Source organism: Pseudoalteromonas sp. P1-7a (assembly GCF_001401855.1).
Lineage (GTDB): Bacteria > Pseudomonadota > Gammaproteobacteria > Enterobacterales > Alteromonadaceae > Pseudoalteromonas.
The window spans coordinates 1-23,585 of sequence record NZ_LKDU01000018.1 but is presented as its reverse complement, the minus strand read 5'-3'; the positions used below and the strand labels follow the sequence as shown (position 1 = coordinate 23,585).

At 39.8% G+C, this 23,585-nt stretch carries 19 protein-coding genes and 1 pseudogene; 10 read left to right on the top strand and 10 right to left on the bottom strand.

The features are described 5' to 3' along the window. The first annotated feature begins 35 nt into the window (after positions 1 to 35). Both AN389_RS12100 and AN389_RS12095 read left to right on the top strand, forming a co-directional pair. Positions 36 to 293 carry a hypothetical protein gene (locus AN389_RS12100; RefSeq protein WP_055014487.1) on the top strand — a complete coding sequence of 86 codons (258 nt, stop codon included), beginning with the start codon at positions 36 to 38 and terminating at the stop codon, positions 291 to 293. A gap of 26 nt (positions 294 to 319) precedes the next feature. Next, positions 320 to 538: a DUF6500 family protein gene (locus AN389_RS12095; RefSeq protein WP_055014486.1), complete on the top strand. Its 219-nt coding sequence runs from the start codon at positions 320 to 322 to the stop codon at positions 536 to 538. Positions 539 to 548: 10 nt separating this feature from the next. Here the strand turns inward: AN389_RS12095 and AN389_RS12090 are convergent, their stop codons facing one another. Further along, a complete protein-coding gene (locus tag AN389_RS12090) occupies positions 549 to 2,456 on the bottom strand; it encodes a tetratricopeptide repeat-containing diguanylate cyclase (protein WP_055019881.1) in 1,908 nt (635 codons plus the stop codon). 301 nt (positions 2,457 to 2,757) lie between these two features. Between AN389_RS12090 and AN389_RS12085 the strand changes: the two genes are divergently transcribed. The 3 genes from AN389_RS12085 (at position 2,758) to AN389_RS12075 (ending at position 5,726) form a co-directional block, all read left to right on the top strand. Beyond that, entirely contained in the window at positions 2,758 to 3,753 is a 996-nt protein-coding gene (locus AN389_RS12085) for a transposase (protein ID WP_055019880.1), read from the top strand. Between the two features lie 396 nt (positions 3,754 to 4,149). Beyond that, on the top strand, positions 4,150 to 4,656 hold the full coding sequence (locus AN389_RS12080; protein WP_055014483.1) for a TetR/AcrR family transcriptional regulator: 507 nt from the start codon (positions 4,150 to 4,152) through the stop codon (positions 4,654 to 4,656). Between the two features lie 11 nt (positions 4,657 to 4,667). Next, positions 4,668 to 5,726 (top strand): alcohol dehydrogenase family protein, encoded by a 1,059-nt coding sequence (locus AN389_RS12075; protein ID WP_055014533.1) that lies wholly within the window; start codon positions 4,668 to 4,670, stop codon positions 5,724 to 5,726. A gap of 56 nt (positions 5,727 to 5,782) precedes the next feature. On the opposite strand, the gene AN389_RS12070 is transcribed toward AN389_RS12075, so the two are convergent. The 3 genes from AN389_RS12070 to AN389_RS12060 all read right to left on the bottom strand — a co-directional run bounded on the left by AN389_RS12070 (position 5,783) and on the right by AN389_RS12060 (position 9,323). Then, on the bottom strand, positions 5,783 to 7,009 hold the full coding sequence (locus tag AN389_RS12070) for a threonine/serine exporter ThrE family protein (RefSeq protein WP_082430556.1): 1,227 nt from the start codon (positions 7,007 to 7,009) through the stop codon (positions 5,783 to 5,785). A 107-nt stretch (positions 7,010 to 7,116) separates the two neighbouring features. Then, complete coding sequence (locus AN389_RS12065; RefSeq protein ID WP_055019879.1) at positions 7,117 to 8,346, bottom strand: glycosyltransferase; 1,230 nt, start codon at positions 8,344 to 8,346, stop codon at positions 7,117 to 7,119. After that, positions 8,346 to 9,323, bottom strand: a complete 978-nt coding sequence (locus AN389_RS12060; RefSeq protein WP_055019878.1) for a LacI family DNA-binding transcriptional regulator — start codon at positions 9,321 to 9,323, stop codon at positions 8,346 to 8,348. Before AN389_RS12060 ends, AN389_RS12065 begins: the two co-directional genes overlap by 1 nt. 165 nt (positions 9,324 to 9,488) lie before the next feature. Here AN389_RS12060 and AN389_RS12055 point away from each other — a divergent pair, with 165 nt between their 5' ends. Then, positions 9,489 to 11,954, top strand: a complete 2,466-nt coding sequence (locus tag AN389_RS12055) for a prolyl oligopeptidase family serine peptidase (protein ID WP_055019877.1) — start codon at positions 9,489 to 9,491, stop codon at positions 11,952 to 11,954. Positions 11,955 to 12,021: 67 nt separating this feature from the next. Next, complete coding sequence (locus tag AN389_RS12050; RefSeq protein WP_055017438.1) at positions 12,022 to 12,639, top strand: LysE family translocator; 618 nt, start codon at positions 12,022 to 12,024, stop codon at positions 12,637 to 12,639. A 50-nt stretch (positions 12,640 to 12,689) separates the two neighbouring features. On the opposite strand, the gene uvrA is transcribed toward AN389_RS12050, so the two are convergent. Next, a complete protein-coding gene (gene uvrA / locus AN389_RS12045) occupies positions 12,690 to 15,272 on the bottom strand; it encodes an excinuclease ABC subunit UvrA (protein ID WP_055019876.1) in 2,583 nt (860 codons plus the stop codon). 183 nt (positions 15,273 to 15,455) lie between these two features. On the opposite strand from uvrA, the gene AN389_RS12040 reads away from it, so the two are divergent. Beyond that, positions 15,456 to 15,866 (top strand): hypothetical protein, encoded by a 411-nt coding sequence (locus tag AN389_RS12040; protein ID WP_055014477.1) that lies wholly within the window; start codon positions 15,456 to 15,458, stop codon positions 15,864 to 15,866. A 16-nt stretch (positions 15,867 to 15,882) separates the two neighbouring features. On the opposite strand, the gene AN389_RS12035 is transcribed toward AN389_RS12040, so the two are convergent. The 3 genes from AN389_RS12035 to AN389_RS12025 are packed head-to-tail and all read right to left on the bottom strand — an operon-like array spanning position 15,883 to position 19,589. Continuing rightward, positions 15,883 to 16,671 (bottom strand): LytTR family DNA-binding domain-containing protein, encoded by a 789-nt coding sequence (locus tag AN389_RS12035; protein ID WP_055019875.1) that lies wholly within the window; start codon positions 16,669 to 16,671, stop codon positions 15,883 to 15,885. Beyond that, the gene (locus tag AN389_RS12030; protein ID WP_055014475.1) at positions 16,668 to 17,708 is read right to left on the bottom strand and encodes a histidine kinase; all 1,041 of its coding nucleotides are present in this window, start codon (positions 17,706 to 17,708) and stop codon (positions 16,668 to 16,670) included. Before AN389_RS12030 ends, AN389_RS12035 begins: the two co-directional genes overlap by 4 nt. Before the next feature lie 27 nt (positions 17,709 to 17,735). After that, positions 17,736 to 19,589 (bottom strand): CIA30 family protein, encoded by a 1,854-nt coding sequence (locus AN389_RS12025; protein ID WP_055019874.1) that lies wholly within the window; start codon positions 19,587 to 19,589, stop codon positions 17,736 to 17,738. 279 nt (positions 19,590 to 19,868) lie between these two features. Here AN389_RS12025 and AN389_RS12020 point away from each other — a divergent pair, with 279 nt between their 5' ends. Both AN389_RS12020 and AN389_RS12015 read left to right on the top strand, forming a co-directional pair. Beyond that, complete coding sequence (locus tag AN389_RS12020) at positions 19,869 to 20,828, top strand: hypothetical protein (RefSeq protein ID WP_055019873.1); 960 nt, start codon at positions 19,869 to 19,871, stop codon at positions 20,826 to 20,828. Positions 20,829 to 21,035: 207 nt separating this feature from the next. After that, the gene (locus AN389_RS12015) at positions 21,036 to 21,536 is read left to right on the top strand and encodes a hypothetical protein (protein WP_055019872.1); all 501 of its coding nucleotides are present in this window, start codon (positions 21,036 to 21,038) and stop codon (positions 21,534 to 21,536) included. A gap of 148 nt (positions 21,537 to 21,684) precedes the next feature. On the opposite strand, the gene AN389_RS12010 is transcribed toward AN389_RS12015, so the two are convergent. Together AN389_RS12010 and AN389_RS12005 are read right to left on the bottom strand one after the other, a co-directional pair. Continuing rightward, on the bottom strand, positions 21,685 to 23,010 hold the full coding sequence (locus AN389_RS12010) for a hypothetical protein (RefSeq protein ID WP_055019871.1): 1,326 nt from the start codon (positions 23,008 to 23,010) through the stop codon (positions 21,685 to 21,687). A 362-nt stretch (positions 23,011 to 23,372) separates the two neighbouring features. Beyond that, a pseudogene (locus tag AN389_RS12005) lies at positions 23,373 to 23,585 on the bottom strand (sulfotransferase family protein); the annotation flags it as partial.

Sequence of the window (23,585 nt, the reverse complement as noted above, 5' to 3'; positions counted from 1 at the left end):
TCTAAAGCAAAAGGGTGCATAAAATAGGATTGATGATGAAAGCGGTTTTAGCTTTATTATTGCTGAGTATATTTTTAACGGGCTGTGCGGCAAAGCCTTATGCGGGCTCTGCAAAATGTATGGAGCAAGCTGATATAGCTTATGAAACCAATATACATAAAAATGAGCCGCTAAATAATGAATGCAAAGCTACAAAAGTAAATACGCCTAATAAAGAGTTTGAGAATCATAGTATTGTTGATAGAAGTCTTTTACAGCTAATTGTTAGTTTTTTAAACGGTATATTTAGATAATTAAAATACAATTAAATAAGGTATGTATGCAGGAAGAACTAAAAGCAAAAATTATAGCTGTATGCGATAAAAAAATAGCAGCCAAAGGCGAAAACGTAGGTCTTTCTTTTTACGCTTTTTTTGCAAATAAAAACGACAATCCAGAGCTGCTGATGCAAGCCGCTACGTGGTGGATACACACCCATAAGTTAGATCACTTTGAAAAAGCGATAAAAATAAAACAAATGATTATAGAAGGGCAGTAATAACGTATATTTATGCGATTGCTATTTGGTTTCTGCCATTTTCTTTTGCTTTATAGAGCTGTTGGTCTGCACGTTTAATGAGCTCACTTAGTGAGTCGTTTTTAGAATCACTTATTGCCACACCAGCACTAAAGGTAATGTGTGTTTTATTTGGCAATACTTCAATATCGCTGCAGTACTGCGCTAACTTACTTTCAAGATTTTTGAAAAAGTTATTTATTTTATCGCGATTTTGCGTTTTTAAAACAAATAACCACTCTTCGCCGCCATAGCGTCCAAACTTGTCATTAGTATTTAGAGTGTCTTTTGCTGCTTGAGCAAAGTTTATAAGTACTAAATCTCCTATATCGTGGCCAAATTTGTCGTTAATAGCTTTAAAATAATCTAAGTCGACAATGGCTATTGCTAGGCTATGCTGGGATAAGCACTCATCAGCTTTTTGTAGTATGCCACGTCGGTTTAAGCTGTTAGTTAGGTAGTCGGTTAATGCTATAGCGTGGTATTTTTTACGTTGGCGCATTTGTCGGTAAAATAAAAATAGCGATACGATCACCACAATAAAGGCAATAGATGCACTTAACCGCCAAATTATTTTTTGTTGGTGTTCTTCTGTAGCTTGCAATTTGTTTATGTTTTTTTCGTATTCTAGCTGTAAAATCTTGTCTTCTTTTTCTTTTACTTCAAATTTAACCTGCAAGGTTTTTATATTGGTTTCGCTGGTGGCTTCGTAATGTTTTATTGTATAAGCAAGCTCATCTTCAATGGCGTGAAAGGCATCCTCGGTGTAGTTAAGTTGACGCTTTAATTTATAGCGTTTGCTTAAAAAATCAGCCTTATAAATGCTGCGACTAAATTTATCGAGATTTAAAAATACCTCGTCGTTTACTTGGTTGGCTTTATTTAATAAATTTTGTTTTATATAAATATCTGATAATAAAATCATTGAGGCTAAATGCATATCGTTAATGCCGGCGGAGCTTGCAAGTGCAATGTTTTTGTTTGCGAGTATTAAAGCCGTATCGTAATTACCCTGCAGGTATTGAATATTTGCAATAGAATATTGAGCAAAGGCTAACCCTTTTTTCATATTAACTTTACTAAAATAAGCCAGCGCTTTATTTAAGTATACAAGCGCGTTTTTAGGCTGACCGACCTCTAGTAATACATTTCCTAAGCTCCAATAAGCCTTTGCAGTAAATAGACCATCGTTTGTTTGCTCGTAGGCATCGACCGCTTTTTGGGCATAATAAATGGCTTTTTCTTTATCATCTTTGTAGAGGTAGTTATAAGCGTCGGCAATTTTTCTGAAAAAGTAGCCCTGCGAGGCTATGTCTTCTTCTTTTATAGCAAGCTCTAACCCTATTAATGCTGCACTTAATGTTTTTTTAAGTTCGTCGGTTTCGGTGTAGTAATAGGCCATAGCCCGAAAAACAATAATTTGCTCGTTAGGAGCGAGTTGTTTTACCTGGATTTGAAGCTGCTTAGCAAGCGATTGCGCATTACTTAGCTCTTTGTTAATTGCATAAAGCTTAAGCTGAACCTCTAAAAGTAGCAGGTGACTACTTTTATAATTAATAAGATCAGTATTATTTAAGTACTCAAGTAAATGAGTACTCAGTGCGGTGTATTTTTCTTGTCTAAAAAGTAGCTCTGAATATAAGGCTGCCGCTTCAAGGTGCAACTGTTTGTGCTTTGTATGTTTAGTGACATTATAAGCGTAGGTTAGCTCTTTTTGGTGCAAAAGGTAATCTAGCTTGTTGGATTTTATATCAGCCAGCAGGCTTTGGATTGATTTTATATCAGATGAAATTAGTGAAGAACTATTAGCAAATGATGAGTAACTGGTAATTAAAAATAAAACGAGCCCGAACAAGCAAAGGCATAACGGGTTAATTTTTGTTATTGAATTGTTCGTCATTTATTGTTTTCTGAATTAAAACTTAAATCTAATTGGCTAACTATAGCATTGCTTGTAAATAATAAGTTAATACTTTATTCGGTCAGTCTCATCGCGAACATTAAATATAGCCTTATCTCGCAAATAAGTATGGGATTTACTAAATAATAGACATGACACCCATCTAAAAATAATAGTCATGACACCCATCTAAAAACTAATTTAGACACCTACCTAAATAATAAAAAGACACCCATTAGATAATTGTATAAAACACTGGTTCAAACTACGCTTTAGATTAAATGATAAACAGGGTTTTGTAATGGCTATTGCTCGTAAGCGCCAAATAAGTTTGGCAGATACAAAATATTATCACTGTATTTCCCGTTGTGTTCGCCGTGCCTATTTGTGTGGTGAAGACCCCTTTACTGGGCAAAGTTATGCGCATCGAAGAGAATGGGTAGAGGAAAAGCTTATCACCCTCGCAAAGGTTTTTTGTATAGATGTATGTGCATATGCCGTTATGAGTAATCATACTCATATAGTGTTGCATGTAGATGATAATAAGGCGAATAGGTTAAACGATAGAGCAATAGCAATTCGTTGGCAGAAGCTTTTTAAAGGCACTGCTATCACACATAAATTTACAAGTGGTGAGAAGCTATCGGCTACCGAGCGTTGGTTTTTAAACGAAAGCATAAAACAGTACCGTGAACGATTAAGTAGTATTAGTTGGTTTATGCGTGTATTGAATGAAAATATTGCAAGGCGAGCTAACAAAGAAGATGGCTGCACAGGCCGGTTTTGGGAAGGACGGTTTAAATCTCAAGCGTTACTAGATGAAGCTGCTTTGTTAGCGTGCATGGCATATGTAGATTTAAACCCAATACGCGCCAAAGCGGCTGTCACGCCTGAGGGTTCGCACTTTACAAGCGTAAAACAACGCATACAATTAATTGCTTCTAAAAGCGACCAGTCGTTAAAAGTTAAGCAGCCAAAACAGTTATTACGCTTTGCGGGTAAACCCAAAAAATACATGCCAAAAGGTTTACCATTCGAATTAAAAACATATTTAGAGTTAGTTGAATTAACAGGCCGGTGTGTTCGTGCTAATAAAATAGGTTTTATTGCGCATTCAACACCTGAATTATTGATACGTTTGAATATAGCGCCAGAGAACTGGTTAAAACTTACAACTAAATTTGGCAACATTTTTCATGGAGCGGTGGGGCGTGTAAGTTCATTAGATAGCTATTGTAAACATCAAGCTATTAAGCGAAGGCCTAGCTATTCAAACAGTAAAAAATTATTAGCCTAATAAAACCATTAAATAAATAGTATGTCACTTAGCTTTGCTGAGCTTTTACGCTGCGTTAAGTTTCTTAATGGCCATAAGATTACGATAAAAAGCTCAAGTCTATAAATTTAAACATCTCTATTACCACTCAACATCTCAACATATAGCCCCAACCAAATATTTCTCACTACATTGTTTGTTATAAATAATTAGAATGGGTGTCATCATATTATTATTTATATTTGAACTCGAGGGCTTTCCTCATCTTAATTTTATAATGGGTGTCATAGTTATTATTTTTTAAATTTTAAGATGGGTGTCAAAGTAATTATTTTGTATAAATCTGTATTGGTTGACATGTAGAATGAATGCTCTACCATATTAAGTAGAGCATTCATTCTACACAGGTTGAACACTATGCTAAAACAAGAAATAGCAGCTGCGCTTGAGGTGGCTTTTAGTCAACATGGTTTTGCTGAGCCAAGCGTAGCTAAGCTCCAAAAGCTCAGTGGCGTTAGTTTGCGCACTCTCTATAAATACTATCCGTCAAAGCAGGCAATGATCATTGCTGCGCTAGAGTACCGCCATAATCGCTATATTAATTTTTTACTCAAAGATGTGCCGGCTCCGGGCTTAGAGGCGGTTTTGCACATGTTTGATCAGCTAAAAGGGTGGATGGTGGAATTTGCGCCTAACGGCTGTTTATCTATCAATGCGCTGTCGGCGTTTCCTGAGGATGAAGCTATTAGCCATGCGGTGCAAACTCATAAAAATGACGTAAAAAAACTGCTAGGTGAGCAAGGGTTAAATTCATCATTGGCTAGTAGCCTGTTTTTGTTACACGAAGGCGTGTCGAGTGCGTGGCCAGTTATGGGCGATGAGGCGGTAACATCAGCAAAAAACAGTATTCTTAAATTAATATAATGGAGCTATTAATGGCAAATTTACCTACTACAATGCATGGCGTACAGCTTACCGAACATGGCGATTTTGATGTATTAAAGTATGCAACTAACTTACCGCTGCCAACGCTTGCACAAACCGATGTACTAATAAAAGTTATGGCGGCGGGTGTTAATAACACCGATCTTAATACTCGCACAGCTTGGTACGCTAAAAAACAAAGCAGTAAGGACGATGCAAGTTGGTCTGGTGATGCGTTTGTTTTTCCACGTATTCAGGGAGCAGATGTGTGCGGTGTGATTGTGGCTGTTGGTAAAAACGTAGATCCAAACCGTATTGGTGAGCGAGTAATAGTTGAGCCATGTTTAATTAAAGCTAACGGCGAAACACTAAAAGCACCGTGGTACTTTGGCTCAGAGTGCGATGGTGGTTTTGCACAGTTTACTCGCGTTGACACTATTCATGCGTATAAAATTAATAGTAACTTTAGTGATGCTGAGCTGGCATCTTTTCCGTGCTCATATTCTACAGCCGAAAACATGCTATTTCGCTCAAACCCACAGCCAAGGGAAACTGTTTTAATTACGGGGGCCTCGGGCGGGGTTGGCTCTGCGGCGGTGCAATTAGCTAAAGCGCGTGGTGCTTTTGTTATTGCTATTACAAGTAAAAGTAAGGCACAGCAGCTTGAAGAGTTAGGTGCCGATAAGGTTATATTTCGTGAAGATGATTTAATTCAAGCTATAGGTAAAAACAGTGTTGATGTAGTCATTGACCTCGTTGCTGGCGAGCAATGGCCGACGCTTTTGGAAGTATTAAAGCCAAAAGGGCGTTATGCGGTGTCGGGCGCTATAGGCGGGGCATTAGTAGAGCTTGATATACGTACTTTGTACTTAAAAGATCTAACTTTTTTTGGCTGTACAGTTATAGAGCCTGAGGTATTTAAAAGCTTAGTTAACTTTATTGAACAAGAAAAAATTAAGCCCATAGTGGCGCAAACATTCCCACTGAGTGAAATTGTTACGGCGCAAAAGGTGTTTGCACAAAAACTACACGTAGGAAAAATTGTACTAACCATCCCCCATAACGAATAGCAGTTTAAACAACACAGCCCGTTACAAAGTTAACGGGCTTATTAGTTGTAACGAGTTTATAAGCTTTTTTTAGGCGGTAAAGCCACGTTTGCAAATATGAGCCCTGCTACAAGCGACATAAATATTAAAAACGTTTGCTGGCCTATATGTTCAGCATAAACAAAATCTTGGCCTTCAATAAGCGAGTTTAAGCCAATATAAGTTTTACTGCCGGGTACCAGTACAATTAAGCCCTGCATGGCAACAATGGAGGCTGGGGCATTTGCAACGCGATTAAATAAGTTACTAAATACACCAACCGAGAGCGCACCAACAAATGTACCTAACGTATAATCAAGGTACATTGCTGAGCCAATACTCGTGCCATAGGCTATAAAACCAGATGCAATAGACCAGCCCGCATGCTTAATTTTAGTTCTAAATATAACAACTAAGCTGCTACAAAGCAGAAGTATTGCTAGCCAAGCAGTCCATTTAGGAAGAGACTCAGGTTGCACAAAGTCTGCTTGGCCAAAAATGGCAAAGCCAATGCCTATGCCAATAAATGCACCAAAGTACAATTTAAACAATAGCATAAACGAGTCCATTACCCGCGCAGTTCCCGACACCAAATGCCTAGCTGCAAGTTCGGCTAAACCAAGTGCAAGGGCTAGGCCTGGTATAAATACAATAATGGCTGAAAGCACCACTAAACGTATATTAATTTCGGGGGTTATATACACACTTACCGCACAAGCTAATATAGCTGAAATAATGGCTACAAGTGGCTCAAGCATATGTGCAACACGTTTAGAGCGACTTGACCATAACACAAATAAATATACAACTAAGGTGAGTAACCCAGACCAAATAACGTCTGTCCAACTGGTGCCCATTAACATAGCAAACGCGCCACCCGACGTTGCAAACGCAATACCGGTTACGAGTTTGTTGTACGGATTTGGCATGTCGTAAATGGCATCAAGCTGGGCATCAACCTCTTGTAAAGTGAGCTTGTCGTCGAGCATTTGATTTACCAAATCGTCGGTATCGGCTAGTGAGCCTAAGTCGTGATCGCCCGGGTCTACGCGTGCCACGTGGGTATATTCGTCTTCGTGGCCATCAGTCCAAATTACAAACGTTACTGAAGTTGGCGACATAACAAAAGACGATTTAAGCCCTAAGTAGGTGGCCACTTCCATTAAGTGTGCTTCTAAACGGTACGCAGGGGTGCCGTACTTGTGTAGCATTTTACCTAATTTAACGATAAATTTGCGCTTTTCAGTAAAGGTTGCAGTTTTCAAATCTTGTATGGACCAGTGAGTAAATAAATTAGCTAAAAGTATAGGCTAAAACGCCCATTTGTAATGGGCGCGATTTTAAACACAAATTTGTAGGAGTCTAGTCATTTTTAATCTAATTTTTTATTTTTTTCAGCAATCCATTGCGCCATATATTGCGTACTGCGCATAGTATGGTGTTTTAACATTTGTCCTGTGAAGTTTTTTTCCCTGTGCGCTTTTAAATCCTTGCTTATTGAGTCAATTTTATTAATTAACCCCGTGCTTAATTTTACTTTGTCGTACAGGGTATTAAGTAGTGTTTTGCCAGCTTGTTGCGCGTGTTCAAAATCGGCTTGATTGGTGTAAAGCTCAACGGCTGCATTTGCAAAATCGTCGGTATTATTAGCCACTTTACCAGGCCAGGGTAAATCGTTGTGCATTCCCTCTGCACCAATATTTGTGGTAACGCTGGGCGTTTGCATTATCATCGCTTCTAGCAGCTTGCCTTTTATACCTGCGCCAAAACGAAGCGGTGCTAAACACACGCGTGCGCTTTGCATTACCTTATAGGCGTCGTCGGCCCAGCCTTTTATTAAAAACCCTGTTTTAGGGTTATTAAGTGCAGTTGCTTTTGGGGGCGGATAAGAGCCATAAATGTGTAGCTCGGCTTTTGGTAGTTGCTTGCGAATAAGCGGCCATATTTTTTGTAAATACAGCACGGCGTCCCAGTTGGGGGCATGTCTAAAGTTACCTATGGTCATAAAGTGCGCGCGTTCATCAAAGCTTTTTGTGGTTTTAGGTAATGCACTTAAATCGACCATAAACGGTAAATGGTGTAATAAGCTTGGTTCGACCTTAAATACACTATTGAGCAATTCCATTTCGTAGCTTGAAATAATTAAGCTGAGGTCGCAGCGCAAAATAGCCGCTATTTCGCGTTTTGCTATGTCGGAATGTAAATCGTTGGTGGTAAACTCGCGCTCGCCTTTATGCGCTTCGTGGCGCGCATTTCGTAGGCATTGTAAATCTTCTGTATCGAGAATTTTAATGGCATTAGGGCAATGTTTGTCTACACGCCAGCCAAATTGCTCTTCCATCATAAAGCGGTCAAACATCACTATATCTGGATTGTACGCTTTAACGTACTCATCAAAGCTTTCGCAGTTTAGGGCTATGCTTTGGCTGGTAATACCGTACTCGTCTAGGTTTACCATGTGCTCGGTGCGTTGTGCTGGGGTGGCAAATTCTACTTGCCAATTTTGCGCTTTAAACGCGTTTAATAACGACATCATGTGCGTACCCGCAGCAGACGAATTTGGTTCTGGCCATACGTAACCAATTACCAGCACTTTTTTCATTACGGTGTTTCTCTAATTTGAAGGTTTACATTTACCAGCGTTTTTACTGGTGCTGTGTGTGTTTGGAGTTGTTCTTGCAGCACTAAAATACTGCGCTTAGCAAGCTCTTGTGTGCTTATATTAGCGCTAGTAAAGCGAGGCTGCATTTCGGTAATATCAGGAATATGTAAGCAACTCACTATACTGTTTTTTAAATGCGGGGCGGCGATTAAAACGCCATGTGCAATAACAGTGTTAGCGCATACTACCGCGTCAATACTCGGCTTATTAAGTAATGTGTTACTAAATACTTGCTTAGCATGTAATGGGGTGCTTTTTGTGCACGTAATTGCAGGCTCGGGGGTTATATTGTGTTTTTGACACGCGCTATTAAAGCCACTTAATAAAGCCTGTGCCGATAAGCTTTCATCCCCTATAAACAGCATGTTTTTAGGCGACTCATTTATTAGCTGCAATGTGACTAGGTGGCTTGCTTTAGTGTAGTCGGGCAAAACACACGGGGCTGAGCTGTAGGCCACTTCGTGCATTAGGCTAATGACAGGGTAGGCAGTAGTAAGGTTGTCGAGCCACTGTGCACAGGTATTTTCCACAGGGCAAATTATAAATGCAGCTACTTTGTATTCTTTTAAATTATTTATTAGCTGCGTTTGGCGCTCTACGCTGTTGTTACTACTAACAATAATGGCTTGAAAAAAAGCCTCGCTTAAAGCCTGCTCTATATTTTTAGCAAGCAATGCCATAAGCGGGTTTGTTAAATTGTCAATTACTACAACCACTAAGTTAGTGCGCCCAGAGCGCATAGCTGCAGCATCACGATTATACACATAGCCTAGCTCTTCAATGGCTTGTAACACTTTTTGTTTGCTTTTATCGGCTACCTTATTGCTGTGCGTAAGCACCAGCGACACAGTCGATTTAGACACCCCCGCGTGGTGAGCAACATCAAAAATAGTGACCGATTTAGCTTTATTAGGCATGGAATTTTAAGCGCACAGTAATGAGTAAATAGCTGCGTAGTGTAGCGTAAATAATGCATTTAAGTCATCTTTTAGCCCTGCAATTTAAAGCTTAATACTTTATGAACAGGGCAAAACATGTTTATATACCTTTTATAATCTTAAAAATAACAAAAGGATAAAAACATGAACGCATTTAGGCTGTTAGTTGCCTTTATTTGTTGTGTTGTAATAATGCCAAGCAGTTATGCTGAGCAAGGCTATCAAACACCTTCGCCAGAGCTTGCTGCTGTGGTAGATGCCAAATTAGCACCGACTAGTTTTTTATCGAGCGATGGCCAGTGGCTTGCTTTATTTGAGCGAAAGCGCGTAGTAACACTAGATGAGCTTGCCAAAGATGAGCTCAAACTTGCGGGTATTAAACTTAACCCGACTAACTTTTCGCGTTCACGTGTTAGCGCAAAATACAGCGCAGTTGAGCTAAAGCACGTGCAAAGCGGCACCGTTATTAATATTAACAATTTACCAAACGGTATTATTCGCTCGCCTAAATGGTCATCTAATAGTAAATATTTAGCGTTTGTTGTAGAGCAACAAAGCCAAGCAAATTTATGGCTTTACAGTGTAGAAACAAAACAAGCAAAAATGCTCTCAAACGCAGCGCTTAACTCGGTTATTACCGCTACGCCTTACCAATGGCTACCCGATAGCAGCGCACTTGTGGCAAATTTAGCAGTTAATATAGATAAACCCGCGTTAAAAAACAGCAGTCAAAATGTAGTGCCGGTTATACAGCAAAGTACCGGCGAAAAAGCCCCCGCGCGTACCTATCAAAACTTATTAACCAGCCCGTTTGACGAAGCACAGTTTAAATTTTACGGCCAAGGGCAATTAGCTTATGTAACGCTTGATGGCAATACACAAGCTATTGGTAGCCCAGCGTTATTTAAATCGTTTTCGGTATCGCCAGATTCAACCAATATATTAGTTGCTGCGATAAACGAGCCGTTTTCGTATCAAGTACCTTACAGCCGTTTTGCCAGTACGTGGCAAATATGGGGAATGCGCGGTTACGCATTAGCCGAACTTGTAAAACAACCGCTTGCCGATAACATTCCACAAGGCTACGACAGTGTCCGCACTGGCCGACGCAACTTTGAATGGCGCGCGGATCAAGGCGCTGAAGTTATTTGGGCCGAGGCGCAAGATGGCGGTGACATGAAAACCGATGTTAAGCACCATGATTATATTTACAGCTTACGTGCGCCATTTAAACGCGAGCCTAAATTATTTGCTAAAGTAGAGCGCCGTTTTGCAGGTATTGAGTGGGGGAACCAAAATGTTGCCATGCTTGTTGATTGGCGCTTTAGCGACCGCCAAGTACGCACATTTGTTATTCAACCGCGTAATGCCGATAAAAACCGCGTGCTGTTTTCAGAGCGAAGCTATAACGATGCGTATAAAAACCCAGGTAGCTTTATATACGAGCGCAACGATTTAGGCGCCAACGTGATTAAAATTGTTGGTGGGCGCTATATGTACCTGCGCGGCAATGGCGCATCAGAGCAAGGTAATATTCCGTTTTTAGACAGGTACGATGTAAAAACAAATAGCAGCAAGCGTTTATGGCAGTCACAAGCGCCATACTACGAGCGCGTTCGTGCATTGCTTGACGACGAAGGCGAGCGCTTTATAACTGTGCGCGAGTCTAAAACCGAGCAACCTAACTTTTTTATTCGTGATTTAGATAACGATACACTTACCCAACTAACTAACTTTGCTCATCCGTACCCTGCATTTAAAGGCGTAACAAAAGAGCAGCTACGTTACAAACGTGATGACGGCGTTGAGCTTTCTGGCACGCTTTATTTACCGCCAGGTTACGATGTAACCCAAGGCCCGTTACCCGTACTTATGTGGGCATACCCGCTTGAATACAAAGATAAAGCCGTAGCATCACAAGTGCGTGAGTCGCCATACGAATTTACCTACATTGGCTATTGGGGCCCTATGCCTTACCTTGCAAAAGGTATTGCCGTATTTGACGACCCTAAAATGCCGATTGTAGGCATTGATGGCAGTGAACCAAACGATAACTTTAGAAAACAGTTAGTATCAAGTGCACAAGCAGCGGTTGATGTATTGGTTAAAAAAGGTGTTGCCGATAAAAACAAAATAGCTATAGCAGGGCATTCGTACGGTGCATTTATGGTGGCAAACCTATTAGCACATAGCGATTTATTTAAAACCGGTATTGCCCGCAGTGGCGCGTATAACCGTACGTTAACGCCGTTTGGTTTTCAGGGTGAAGAACGTGATTTTTGGCAAGCTCAAAGTGTATACGCTAATATGTCGCCGTTTTTTCACGCTGAAAAAATCAATGAGCCAATGCTGATGATCCATGGTCAAGAAGATCCGAATTCGGGCACCTTCCCAATGCAAAGTGAGCGTATGTACGCTGCGCTTAAAGGCCTAGGTAAAGACGCTCGTTTAGTAATGCTTCCTTACGAAGCCCACGGCTACCGCGCACGTAAAAGTTTATTACATGTACTGTGGGAACAAGAGCAGTGGCTAGATAAGTATTTGTTAAATGATACAGCAGAGCCAGTAGAAGTAATTACTGAGCCAGTGGCAAGTACTGGGCAAGAGTAATCACATAAGTAAGCAGCAACGCGGCTACTTATAGCCGCGTTTTTTGTTTTTAATACAAGGTAATTTAATGATTGATGTAGCAGCACTTGCGGTTTTTATTCCAACGTTCTTTTTTGTGTCTATTACTCCAGGTATGTGTATGACCCTTGCCATGACACTCGGCATGAGCATAGGTGTGCGCCGAACCTTATGGATGATGATAGGTGAGCTATTAGGCGTAGCAACCGTTGCCGTTGCTGCGGTACTCGGTGTAGCAAGTGTAATGCTAAATTACCCTGATGCGTTTGCTATTCTAAAGTGGGTAGGCGGCGCGTACTTAATTTATATTGGCGTAAATATGTGGCGCGCTAAAGGTAAAATGTCGGTTAATACACACAGCCCAACCGATGTAAGTAGGCAGTCGCTTTTTACGCAAGGGTTTATTACCGCTGTTGCTAACCCTAAAGGATGGGCGTTTATGATTTCACTACTCCCACCGTTTATTAATGTTGATCAGGCCGTTGCGCCACAATTAGTGATTTTACTTAGCGTAATTATGGTAACCGAATTTGTAAGCATGTTAGCTTACGCAACGGGTGGTAAAAGCCTGCGTCTGTTTTTAGCCCGAGGCGATAATATTAAATGGATGAACCGTATAGCAGGCAGTTTAATGATGCTTGTAGGCGTTTGGTTAGCCTTAGACTAATAAAAAGAGCCCTAGGCTCTTTTTATATTATGCATATTGCTTTTAACATTTTAATTAGCGCGTGCGTCATTTAACTGCGCTTTTAAAAATGGTGCCGTTTTACTTTTTGGGGATTTAGCGACGCTTTCAGGTTTACCTTGTGCAACTATTACTCCGCCTTCGTCGCCCGCACCTGGGCCTATATCAATAACCCAATCACTGTTACTGGCTACTTGCATATCGTGCTCAACCATAATGACGGTGTTGCCCGCATCAACTAAGCCATTTAGCTGCGTCATTAGCATAGCTACATCTTTTGGGTGTAGGCCTGTGGTTGGTTCATCTAAAATATAAAGCGTATCGCCGCGCTGTGTGCGTTGCAACTCTGTGGCAAGTTTGATGCGCTGGGCCTCGCCGCCCGAAAGCTCAGTAGCAGGTTGGCCTAAACGTAAATAGCCAAGGCCCACTTGTAAAAGCGCATTGAGCGCACGTAAAATAGCGGGTTCATCGGCAAAAAATGTATGCGCAGACTCAACGGTTAAATTAAGTACATCGGCAATGGTTTTATCTTTATAGGTAATCTCGAGTGTTTTTTGGTTGTAGCGCTTGGCGTTACACACAGGGCAAGGCGAATACACGCTAGGTAAAAATAACAGCTCTACGCTTACAAAGCCTACGCCTTCGCAATTTTCGCAGCGTCCTTTTTTAACATTAAACGAAAAACGGCCTGCGTCGTACTTACGAGCTTTTGCCTCTTTGGTATTGGCAAACAGTTTACGTACGTGATCGAACAAACCCGTATAAGTTGCAAGATTTGAGCGAGGTGTGCGACCAATGGCTTTTTGATCAACCGTTATTAGGCGCTTTATGTGCTCAATGCCCCCAGTTATTTGCCCGCCGGTTGTTATATCGAGCTCTTGCTCGAGCAGTTCGGCTTCATCGGTAGGTATTTGTGGCTGCAATTTTTGCCCTAGTGCATCGTAAACCAGCTCAACAAGCGCTTGGCTTACTAAGCTTGATTTACCTGAGCCAGAGACTCCTGTAACACTTGTAATAACCCCAAGCGGAAATTCTACATTAAGCTTTTGTAAGTTATTACGCTCAACATTTTTAAGCTTAAGCCATGCTTTTGCTGGGCGTTGTTTACCTTGTAATTGAGCTTGCTGAGATTCGTTATTTTTAAATAAGTATTGGCTCGTGTGTGAGCTGCTAATTTGCTTTAAGCCCTCAACAGGGCCGCTATAAACAATATTACCGCCACGGGAGCCCGCATTTGGCCCTACATCAACCACCCAATCGGCATGGCGAATAACACTTTCGTCGTGCTCAACTACAAACACTGAGTTACCAGCGGCTATTAGTTCATCTAATGCGGCTAATAAAGCTTGTGTATCGGCAGGGTGTAAACCTGCCGAAGGTTCATCTAACACATACACAACGCCAAATAATTTTGAGCGAATTTGCGTTGCAAGCCTTAAGCGTTGTAATTCACCCGGCGATAACGATGGAGTGGTGCGCTCAAGCGATAAATACCCTAAACCAAGTTTGGTGAGTGCTTCTACGCGTTTAAGAATGTCGCCTGCTATACGCTTTGCAACTATGGCTTTTTCGGGGTTTGCTGCGTTACTTTTAGCGGGGTTATTAACGGCAAATCTTAATTTATCTGCCAGCTCATTGAGTGTTAATTGCGAAATCTCACCTATATCAAGGCCCGAAACTTTAACCGATAACGACTCTTTTTTAAGCTTTTTACCTTCGCACTGCGGGCATTGTGATATTTGCATATACTGCGATACGCGCTTTTTAGTGCGTGGGCTTTGCGTACTGGCAAACGATTGTAAAACAAAGCGTTTAGCACTTGTAAATGTACCCATGTAGCTAGGGCTTTCTTCATTTTTAATCGCCGCTTGGGTTTGTTCAAGCGTGTACTCAGGAAACACGGGCACTGTGGGTGTGTCGTCGGTAAACAAAATCCAATCACGGGCTTTTTTAGGCAGGGTATTCCACGGTTTACTAATATCGTAGCCTAACGAGGTGAGAATACGGCTTAGGTTTTTACCTTGCCAAGCTGGCGGCCATGCGGCTATAGCGCGCTCTTTAATTGATTTAGTAGGGTCGGGCACTAACAGCTCTTCGGTTACGTTAAATACACGGCCAATACCGTGGCATTCTGGGCAGGCGCCTTGTGGCGTATTAGGCGAAAACGCATCGGCGTACAGTATGCTTTGCCCATTGGGGTATTCGCCTGCGCGTGAGTAAAGCATTCGCAGCGCGTTAGAAATAGTGGTCACACTCCCTACCGATGAGCGTACCGAGGGTGCACCACGTTGTTGTTGCAGGGCTACCGCGGGTGGCAGCCCTTCAATTGAATCTACATCAGGCTCGTCTACTTGGTCTATTAATCTGCGTGCATAAGGGGATACCGAATCAAGATAGCGATGTTGCGATTCGGCAAACAATGTTCCAAAGGCGAGCGATGATTTACCCGAGCCTGATATACCGGTAAAAACAACAAGTGAATTACGGGGCAAGTTTACATCCACATCTTTTAAGTTATGAACACGCGCGCCTCGTACTTGAATGCTGTGCTCTGGGTTTAATAAAGCCGATTGCGCGTTACTAACCTCATGTGAATTTTTAGGTGTGGTTGCCATGTAATTTACTCCTGTTTAATAACCGTGTGTTTATTAACGTGCCGCAAAGTATTAATACTAATGGGGTGACACTGAATGAGGGCTTAGTTAATTTACTGAGCTTTTAATAGAGTGTTTACATAATAGGTAAAAACTGCGAGTATAAATTTTAATCAAGCATCTAAATTTAAAAGGACTTTAAGTGTGGCAAAAATTGTCTTTAGCTTATTATTTTTATTAATACTTTGCGCCAATGTGTTTGCAGCGCAAAATAATGTACTAAACGTAGACCGAGCCATACCAAATAGTATGCAGTTGTCGTTTCCAAACGATAACAATATAACGCCTAAAAAGTCTGACTTTTCAATTGTAAACTATGTACTTATGAGCAACGAAGAAGGGGAGCGTTGGGCGGTTATTACCCTTACTAATTTAGCCTCTGGCAAGCGTGAACTTAATCAGGATCATTTATTAGCGCTGTTTGCAGATGGCAGCAGGCTAACACCCAATGAATTTAAGTTAGGCTTTAATGGCAACCAAACACAGTCGGTAACGGTATCGTTTGCGGAATATAAGTTTCCTATTTTAAGTGTGTATTCGAGCAATGATCAGTAACGCATTTTTAGATACGTTAAATGTGTAGTAATTGCTTTAGTTTATCGGCACCGGCTCTGCTTGTGCTTAGCTCAGATTTAATATCATCATTTACAATCACCATTAGCTTACCGTTAAACCAACGTTGTATTTCTTTAATGTGGTCAACGTTAACCAAATAACTTCGATGAATTCGCACAAAGTTTTTTGCTACTAAGGCATGTTCAAGCTGGTCGAGCGTATCGCTTAAATGATGCAATGTGTCGCCATTCCATGCCAAACTATTACCTCGCTCCGATTTAATAAATTTAATGTCACCTGGGGAGAGTAAAAATATACGCTCACCACTTTTACTAATTAACTTATTTAATGTGTTTTCGGTTAATGCAAAGGTTTGCTCGTGTTCTTGGCTGTTAACTTGGCAGTGGGCACGCTGTTGCTCAAGTTGCTGCTGCGCTTTGGCGAGTGCTTTTTTTAACCGAGCAATAGGAAAAGGTTTTAGTAAGTAATCTGTTGAGGCGTGCTCAAACGCTTCAATCGCAAATTGGTCATACGCGGTTGTGTAAATAATAATGGGCTGGTAGTTAAGTAAATCAATAAGTTCTAAGCCGTTAATTTCAGGCATTTGTATATCAAGTAATACCACATCAGGCTTTAGCTCATTTATTAATGTTATGGCCTCTTTACCATTTGTAGCCATACCCACTACATCAACATGCTCCATTAAGCTTAATTGATGGCTTAATTTTTCGCGAGCGGGAAGCTCGTCATCAGCAAATAATACGCGCATTTTAGCGGCTGTATTTGGCTGGCTTTTATTGCTCATAGTGTTAGCTCCAACGTAACCACTGCACCATTATTATTGCTGAGGAATACCTTACTTTTGCCAAGTTGTTTAACGCGTTTTAGTATGTTTTTCATCCCTACACCACTGCCATGCCCGTGTTTTATTACCTCGCTCGAAAACCCTTTACCATTATCGCTAATTTGTATTTTAACGCCGTTAGGCAGCTCACTGAGCGTTATATTAAGTATTAACGACGTTTGTTTGGCATTATGTTTAATGGCGTTTTCAATTATGGGCTGAATAAGCAGCGGTGGTAGCGATATGTTTTTAAGCGTACTAGGAATGTGGTAATTAACCTGTAGCTTATCGCCAAAGCGTGCTTTTTCAATATTTAGGTACTTTTCTATTATTGTCAGCTCTTGTTGTAAAGGTATTTGCTGTTGCTCGGCAGTATCAAGCGAGTACCTTAAAATATCAGCCAGTTCATGCAGTACTTCATCGGCTAAATCGGGCTTTGTATGAATATAAGCCGAAATTGTATTTAAGCTATTAAACATAAAATGTGGGTTTAACTGGTAGCGCAATGTAGCAAGTTGGGCTTGTTTAAGTGCGTGTTTTTCGGCTGTTGCGCGCTTTTTGCTCTCAATAAAAATACTGGTAAAGTAAATACACGAGCCCCAAAGTAAGCCGTTAAATACAACAAATACCCCCATGGATTTATGCCCTTCAAAAAGCGCAGTGAGCACTGTATCAGTAAGTACATTACCGAGTGCCATAAACACAACCGCAATTACCCATTCAAACGCTATTTTATGAATATGCTTATTGCGCATGTAAAAAATAACCGCTGCCGCACTCCATACCGGCACCCAGTAAAAAGTAACAAACCACACGGTAGCAGCAAGTGCACTACCCGCAGTAAAAGGTGCAGAGTTAGCAATTATGAGCCCAATGGCATAAGCAATATCTATTATAAGTAGAATAAAAAAGCTGTATTTATAGAAAGGATGTTTGAGCATAATAGGTGCTTCTTTTTGTAAGTGATTAAACCATAACAAAAAACAGTCAAAACCCAAAGACTTTGTGTTTTGACTGCATCGTATTTAAAAGTAAGTTAGCTCGCTGATTTGTAAAGTATTTTTTAGTGGCTCATTGCTTGTGCCTGGCATTTTACGCCACATTAAGTTAACCCCAGTTAATTGAGTGGCCGACCACGTAACGGGACTACCAAAGCCGAATTGTTTAAAAGTAGAAAAGGGAATATCAAGCGTTGTCCACTCATCCCGCGGCTTTAAAAGTACACTAAAGTGATCCCAATCTTTTACATCACTATGATAAACAGACATAGCAAAAGGCGTGGTTGAACCTTTATAGGTTAATCGAATACCTTTAAATGCAGAGGCATCAACCGGCGATGTAAATTTTATTTCAGCGCCTGCCCACGCGCCAAAGCTGGTTGGTTTTGTAATGGTTGTATCTATGGTTAAGCTGTTTTTATGCGTAGTAAGTGTTGCCACAGACTGACCACCCATAACCGAGTCGCTCAAGGCTTGCCATGGTGTATCACCGGTAAAATCATCAATAACATGCTGCGCTTGGCTGCTTTTTATTACTTCATTACAAGCAGGGCCTTTTGGCTTTATGGCTTTGTTTTGAGCAATAAGCGCTGGGCGGTCTACTTGTATACCTGATTTGTAAACCTCTGAGATAGTGTGAATATGGTTTATATCATCAAGCGGGTTTTGCTTAAGCAGTACAAAGCTTGCCTCAAAGCCTTTAGCCAGCTTGCCAATGCTATTGGCTTTATTAATAGCCTTTGCGCCGTTAACCGTTGACGCATTAATTATTTCACCATTTGTTAGGCCCGCTTTTTTAAGTGCATCTAACTCGTTGTGTAACCCAGTACCGTGCAGCGTGTAAGGGTTTCCGGCATCAGAGCCTGTGCCAATAGTGATATTAGCTTTATGTAATTTTTGTATATTTGTATAAGCGGTTTTACGTTCATCCCACGCGTGCTCTTTCCATTTTGAAGGTGCAGGCACGTTTTCAAACAAACACCCTTGAAGCTTTTCGGGAATGGTTTTTAGTAACTCTTTTTGTAAGCTAATAGTATGATTATGCTTTTCATCGCTATGGTTATGATACACCGCAAGGGTAGGAATGTAGGTTACGTTATGCTTTTTCATAAGCGTAATAAACTCATCGTCAATCGCTTCGCTATTAATACCGTGGGCTAAAGCCGTTGCACCCGCTTTAATAGCGCGTTTAGCATCATCTAGTGTAGAAACATGCACAAAATACGGTAAATTAGCGGCTTTAGAGCGCTTACCTAATTCGCTTAACTGGCTATCAGTTAACGATTTACCCACACCGCCAAAAGTTTCTATAACAGCTTTAGTCACATGTGGATTAGTACTTATATGTTTTTGCCATAGCGCTGCTATGTCTTCATCTTTTGCAATTTCGTAAGCTTGGCCGCCAAACTGCGTGCCATGTCCGCCAGGGTTGGTAAACAAAGTACCTGCATAAAAAAGGTTAGGGGTCACTTGTGTTGCTTTTAATTGCGCGGCTTCGTTTAGGGTTTGCTCAAACGAAAACAAATCAACAATATTTGTTACGCCTAAATATAAATTAGAATTAAAGTGCGATTTAACCGGCAAATACTGAAACTCAGTAAAGTTACTGCCCGATGAGCCCAAATGAACATGTAAATCAATTAAACCGGGTATTGCATACTGGTTGTTGGCATTAATAGTATTGTCAGCGTTTTGTAGTGGGTCGGTCGTTTTAGTAATGCTTACAATTTTACCATCGTCAATATAAAGCGAACTCGGCTTAGAAAAGCTTTGCGAACTACTTTGGTATAAACGAATGTTGTCGACCCGCAGGTCAATGGCGTGCGCACTAAAGTGGCTTGCTAAACTCAGTGCGATAACTGTTTTTGTAATAATGTTCATGACTATATTCCTTATCAAAATAGATATTTGGCGTTTTGTTGATAAGAAATTTAGCGAGTTTTTTAACCAGCTTCATTAATGTTTATCTGAATCGACATTATTAGAGGTTGAACCGACACAAAAGTAAATAAGCGTTGTGGTGTGAGAAATTAACTTTATTGTATTTCTTTGTTTATATGCCTAATATGTAGCTAAAAGTGAAACGAGATTAATCAAGCCTTTACACTTACAATGGTCAAACGCTAGTATCATAAATTATAAAAAAGTCATGGAAGATCAATGAATAGTATGAAGTTAATACTTTTTTCAATTACCTTAGTTTTGGCTCCTTTACAGCTTTTAGCTGAGCAACAGCTCCCTACCCAATTTGATAATAATCGTATAATTTTAATCCCGGAACTTACTAGTGGCAAAAAGCTAAGATTTTTTACAGATACCGGCGGTGGATGGAATGCCATTTCAAAAGAACTTCACCAGCAATACAATTGGCCAACAATCATAAAAGTAGCGGATGGCGAAGAGTATATCTTGTCAGAAATGCCTAAGTTTAAAGCAGAAGCAGAAATACCTATTGGTGGGCTTGAAAACTTTATGGCTGGGTATTTGTTTATAGCCCCTGAGGCAGAACTATCACAAGAGCAACAGTTTGATGGCTTTTTAGGTGGTCGATGGCACGCAGAAAAAATTATTAAAATTGATTATGTAACTGAATCAATGTTCATCCTTGATTCTCTTGATGAGGTTAACTTAAACAAATTCAAAAAAGTAAAATTGGGTTTTCAAAAAGACTCTCATCAAAAATACACCACAGCATTTCCTAGAATGAGTATAAAAGTTCAAGGAATAGAGTATCAAATGTTGTTAGATACTGGTGCAACATCAACTTTAACTAATACCGCAAAAAAACAAATACAGAGTAAATCGAATGTGGTTGGTACTTCTTTTATCGCAGCTAGTGTTTTTGATAATTGGAAAGCCAGAAACCCAGATTGGGACGTTATCGAAAAAGCCGAACATGGCACCGAGGAAGCTATGATTAAGGTACCTTTCGTTATTATAGCCGAACAAAGTATTGGACCTGTTTGGTTTACAAGAAGAGAGGATAATAACTTTCATGAGTTTATGTCTTCAATGATGGACAAAAAAATTGATGGCGCATTGGGTGGTTCAGGTCTGAAGTATTTTGAATTAGTGATAGATTATATCGACGAGCATGCTTATTTTAAGGCAGAGCTTTAAAGTTTAATCTTTTTTGAATGGCTTCAAAGGGCCGCTATGAGCGTTGCGTGCATAATGGTTCATTTAACTCTACCTAAAATTTTAGAAAGCTTAGAGATAGTAATACCTTAGGTTATTTGTTAAAACATATATTATGTAGAAAAACGAGCGTGGCGTCGGTAGAAATATACGCGATGAGTGCACTATTAAATTATTAGCAGGACTAAATTGAACTCAGATGTATATTTTGAAACTCAGATAGGTCTTGCTTTAGTTCAGCTTTTGCCTATTTTCCCAATAGTACTGATTTTATTTATATTATTTAAGTTTTCTGATGTTACTCAATATATTTCAGAGATTTTAAAAATAAGTAGCAACAAGTTTCTTTTGGGTTTTGGTTTTTTATCTTGCGTTTTGGTATCAGATTGTATCTTTGGCTACTTTAAAGTTTCACATTTACGCCAAATCATTGATGAGAAAAAGTATCAGGTGGTAGTTGGATGCGTGAAACATTACAATTCTGAGATTTCACCAACAAACTACCGTACGGAAACGTTCGTAATCGAAAATACAAAATTCCAATTTAGCAATTACACTCAAAGTTTATATTTTACTGGAGATGATCATACCGACAACTTCATCACTGAAGGCCAGTGTATGGAAATCAGTTATGTCAGAGACGGTCAGAAAAATCGCATTTTTAAAATCGTCTCGTTAACGAGTCGTTAAAGCAGGGCAAATTACAGTTGGCTTTTATTCCTGTGTCGTTTATTTTAACCAACATATCATTTGCCTCTTAACGAGGCTTTACTAATGTCCGCAATTGACAAAACGCTGCCATTTGATTGACTCAAATAAGTGATCAACGAATGCTCATTTATAACGATTCTAATTGGTTAATGTAATTTTCAGGGTCTGCTAACTTATCCGTAGTTAAGTTTTTTAGTCCTTGTAGCATATCGCTAGAAATATATTTTTCAGTCACAGCCCAAAAACCTACTGCACCCGTTTTACCTTTGTTTTTTCCTTGTTCTTTAAAATCATTCCAAACATCAAAAATAGATTGTTTCCCTTTTGATAATTCGCGAGTTTTTTTATCTATTAGAGAGTGAATAATGATTCCACATTGATAATACGATCGGTAATTACCCTTCCTAGCTGCATCTTCTAATGAATATTTCGTTAAAGCATTGGTACAATCTGATTTTGCTTGGTTTAACTTTTTACTAATGAATGGCTCAATAATTTCGGGATAAAATTCCCGCAAGGCTATAGCGGATAACCACTCTGCATTACCTTCATGTATCCAGCTTTCAGATTTATCGCTTACTAATGAAGCGCTATCTTGATAAAAATGTGAAGCTTCATGTGCAAACATCCATAAAGTTCTATTAATAAAGTTTTCTTTTTTTAATTTTTTGTCCAAGTTATCCATATCCCAATGGATAAACACTTGATTAGGCAGAACACCCCCTTGAATATCTTTCCCCCTTTTATTTGAATATGAGGCAAATAGCATCGGTTTAACACTACTACTATTTTTTCCTAAATGTAATTCAAAGAACTTCATTGTTTTTGGTAGTGATTGACTAAGTTCCATCTTCATTTTTTCAGGCAACCCTTGATCTATCATGGCTAAAAACGTTGGCTCATCTATTGGCTTTTGTTGTCCTATATAAACGTATTGTCCATTATCATACTCAAGCCAATTTTTGGATTGATGGTTTACTTTTCCATTGGCAATAAAATGGGTATTACCTTCTACTTCTATTTTTATTTTCCAACCATTATCATCATCCGAGCATAGGTCGATGCATGCAAATAAACGGCCCGTATGAATTAGAACACCTCCGTCTGAAAATGGTGCTATTGGTGCGTAAGATTTAGGTAAATGCTTATAAGTTGGTGTTAAGCTCAGTTGCACATGATTAAAGGCTTTACCATCTATTCGTTGAATAAACTCTTGATGTTTTTCATAAACAACCTCAAATTCATTATTAACAGGTTTCCACCTTTTGGTACGTGAGTCATTTGGGCTATTAACGAAGGCAATTTTTTGTGCAGGACTGCCAGTAGTGTATATAAGCGATAATGTTTCCACTGATTTTTTGATCTGTATATTTACGTCAGTTTTTGCAAATGCACTTGTTTGAAAAAGAAAGTAAAAACATGTAAAAAAAGAGAAGTAATGTACGGCTTTCATTAAATTTAATTCCATTTATTTTTATTATTCAAATTATTATACATATCTTTCATATAACTTTAAGTTATTGTTATTCCTTCTTTAGAGCCATAGAGGTAAGGCTTGAGGACCTTATGTTTCTCACATTTTTAGGTAATGATCAGAAATAACTTGAATGACTGCTCTAGTGGCTTAGCAGTCCAATTCAGATGTTTTTTAAAAGTAATTTCAATGTTTGCTGTTGCGACACTCTAGCCACTCGACAACATAAAATGAGATAATAATTTGCAAGGTATTTTACTGCGTCGGATGGCGCTTCGCTTATCCGACCTACACTTACACAAGTCGCCTATTTAAATCCTCCCATCGGTAAAATAAAACGCTTATTCAACACTTATACCTTGGCTTAAAAGGTATTCAACTGCTGCATCAGTATGGGGCTTAAATGCCTTCCAACGGCCGATTGCTTTGTTGTTAAGTGGTTGGCGTACTTGTACTTTACTGGCTGTAGATACTGGCGCGGTGTTTAAATGAAAATCTATACATTGTGCTTGCCACTCTAAATTACAAAAGCTAACTAGCTCTTTAATTTGCTG

Coding starts and splice junctions, on each gene's coding strand:
- AN389_RS12100 (WP_055014487.1), top strand. CDS start 36: ATGAAAGCGGTTTTAGCTTTATTATTGCTGAGTATATTTTTAACGGGC.
- AN389_RS12095 (WP_055014486.1), top strand. CDS start 320: ATGCAGGAAGAACTAAAAGCAAAAATTATAGCTGTATGCGATAAAAAA.
- AN389_RS12090 (WP_055019881.1), bottom strand. CDS start 2,456: ATGACGAACAATTCAATAACAAAAATTAACCCGTTATGCCTTTGCTTG.
- AN389_RS12085 (WP_055019880.1), top strand. CDS start 2,758: ATGGCTATTGCTCGTAAGCGCCAAATAAGTTTGGCAGATACAAAATAT.
- AN389_RS12080 (WP_055014483.1), top strand. CDS start 4,150: ATGCTAAAACAAGAAATAGCAGCTGCGCTTGAGGTGGCTTTTAGTCAA.
- AN389_RS12075 (WP_055014533.1), top strand. CDS start 4,668: ATGGCAAATTTACCTACTACAATGCATGGCGTACAGCTTACCGAACAT.
- AN389_RS12065 (WP_055019879.1), bottom strand. CDS start 8,346: ATGAAAAAAGTGCTGGTAATTGGTTACGTATGGCCAGAACCAAATTCG.
- AN389_RS12060 (WP_055019878.1), bottom strand. CDS start 9,323: ATGCCTAATAAAGCTAAATCGGTCACTATTTTTGATGTTGCTCACCAC.
- AN389_RS12055 (WP_055019877.1), top strand. CDS start 9,489: ATGAACGCATTTAGGCTGTTAGTTGCCTTTATTTGTTGTGTTGTAATA.
- AN389_RS12050 (WP_055017438.1), top strand. CDS start 12,022: ATGATTGATGTAGCAGCACTTGCGGTTTTTATTCCAACGTTCTTTTTT.
- uvrA (WP_055019876.1), bottom strand. CDS start 15,272: ATGGCAACCACACCTAAAAATTCACATGAGGTTAGTAACGCGCAATCG.
- AN389_RS12035 (WP_055019875.1), bottom strand. CDS start 16,671: ATGAGCAATAAAAGCCAGCCAAATACAGCCGCTAAAATGCGCGTATTA.
- AN389_RS12025 (WP_055019874.1), bottom strand. CDS start 19,589: ATGAACATTATTACAAAAACAGTTATCGCACTGAGTTTAGCAAGCCAC.
- AN389_RS12020 (WP_055019873.1), top strand. CDS start 19,869: ATGAATAGTATGAAGTTAATACTTTTTTCAATTACCTTAGTTTTGGCT.
- AN389_RS12010 (WP_055019871.1), bottom strand. CDS start 23,010: ATGAAAGCCGTACATTACTTCTCTTTTTTTACATGTTTTTACTTTCTT.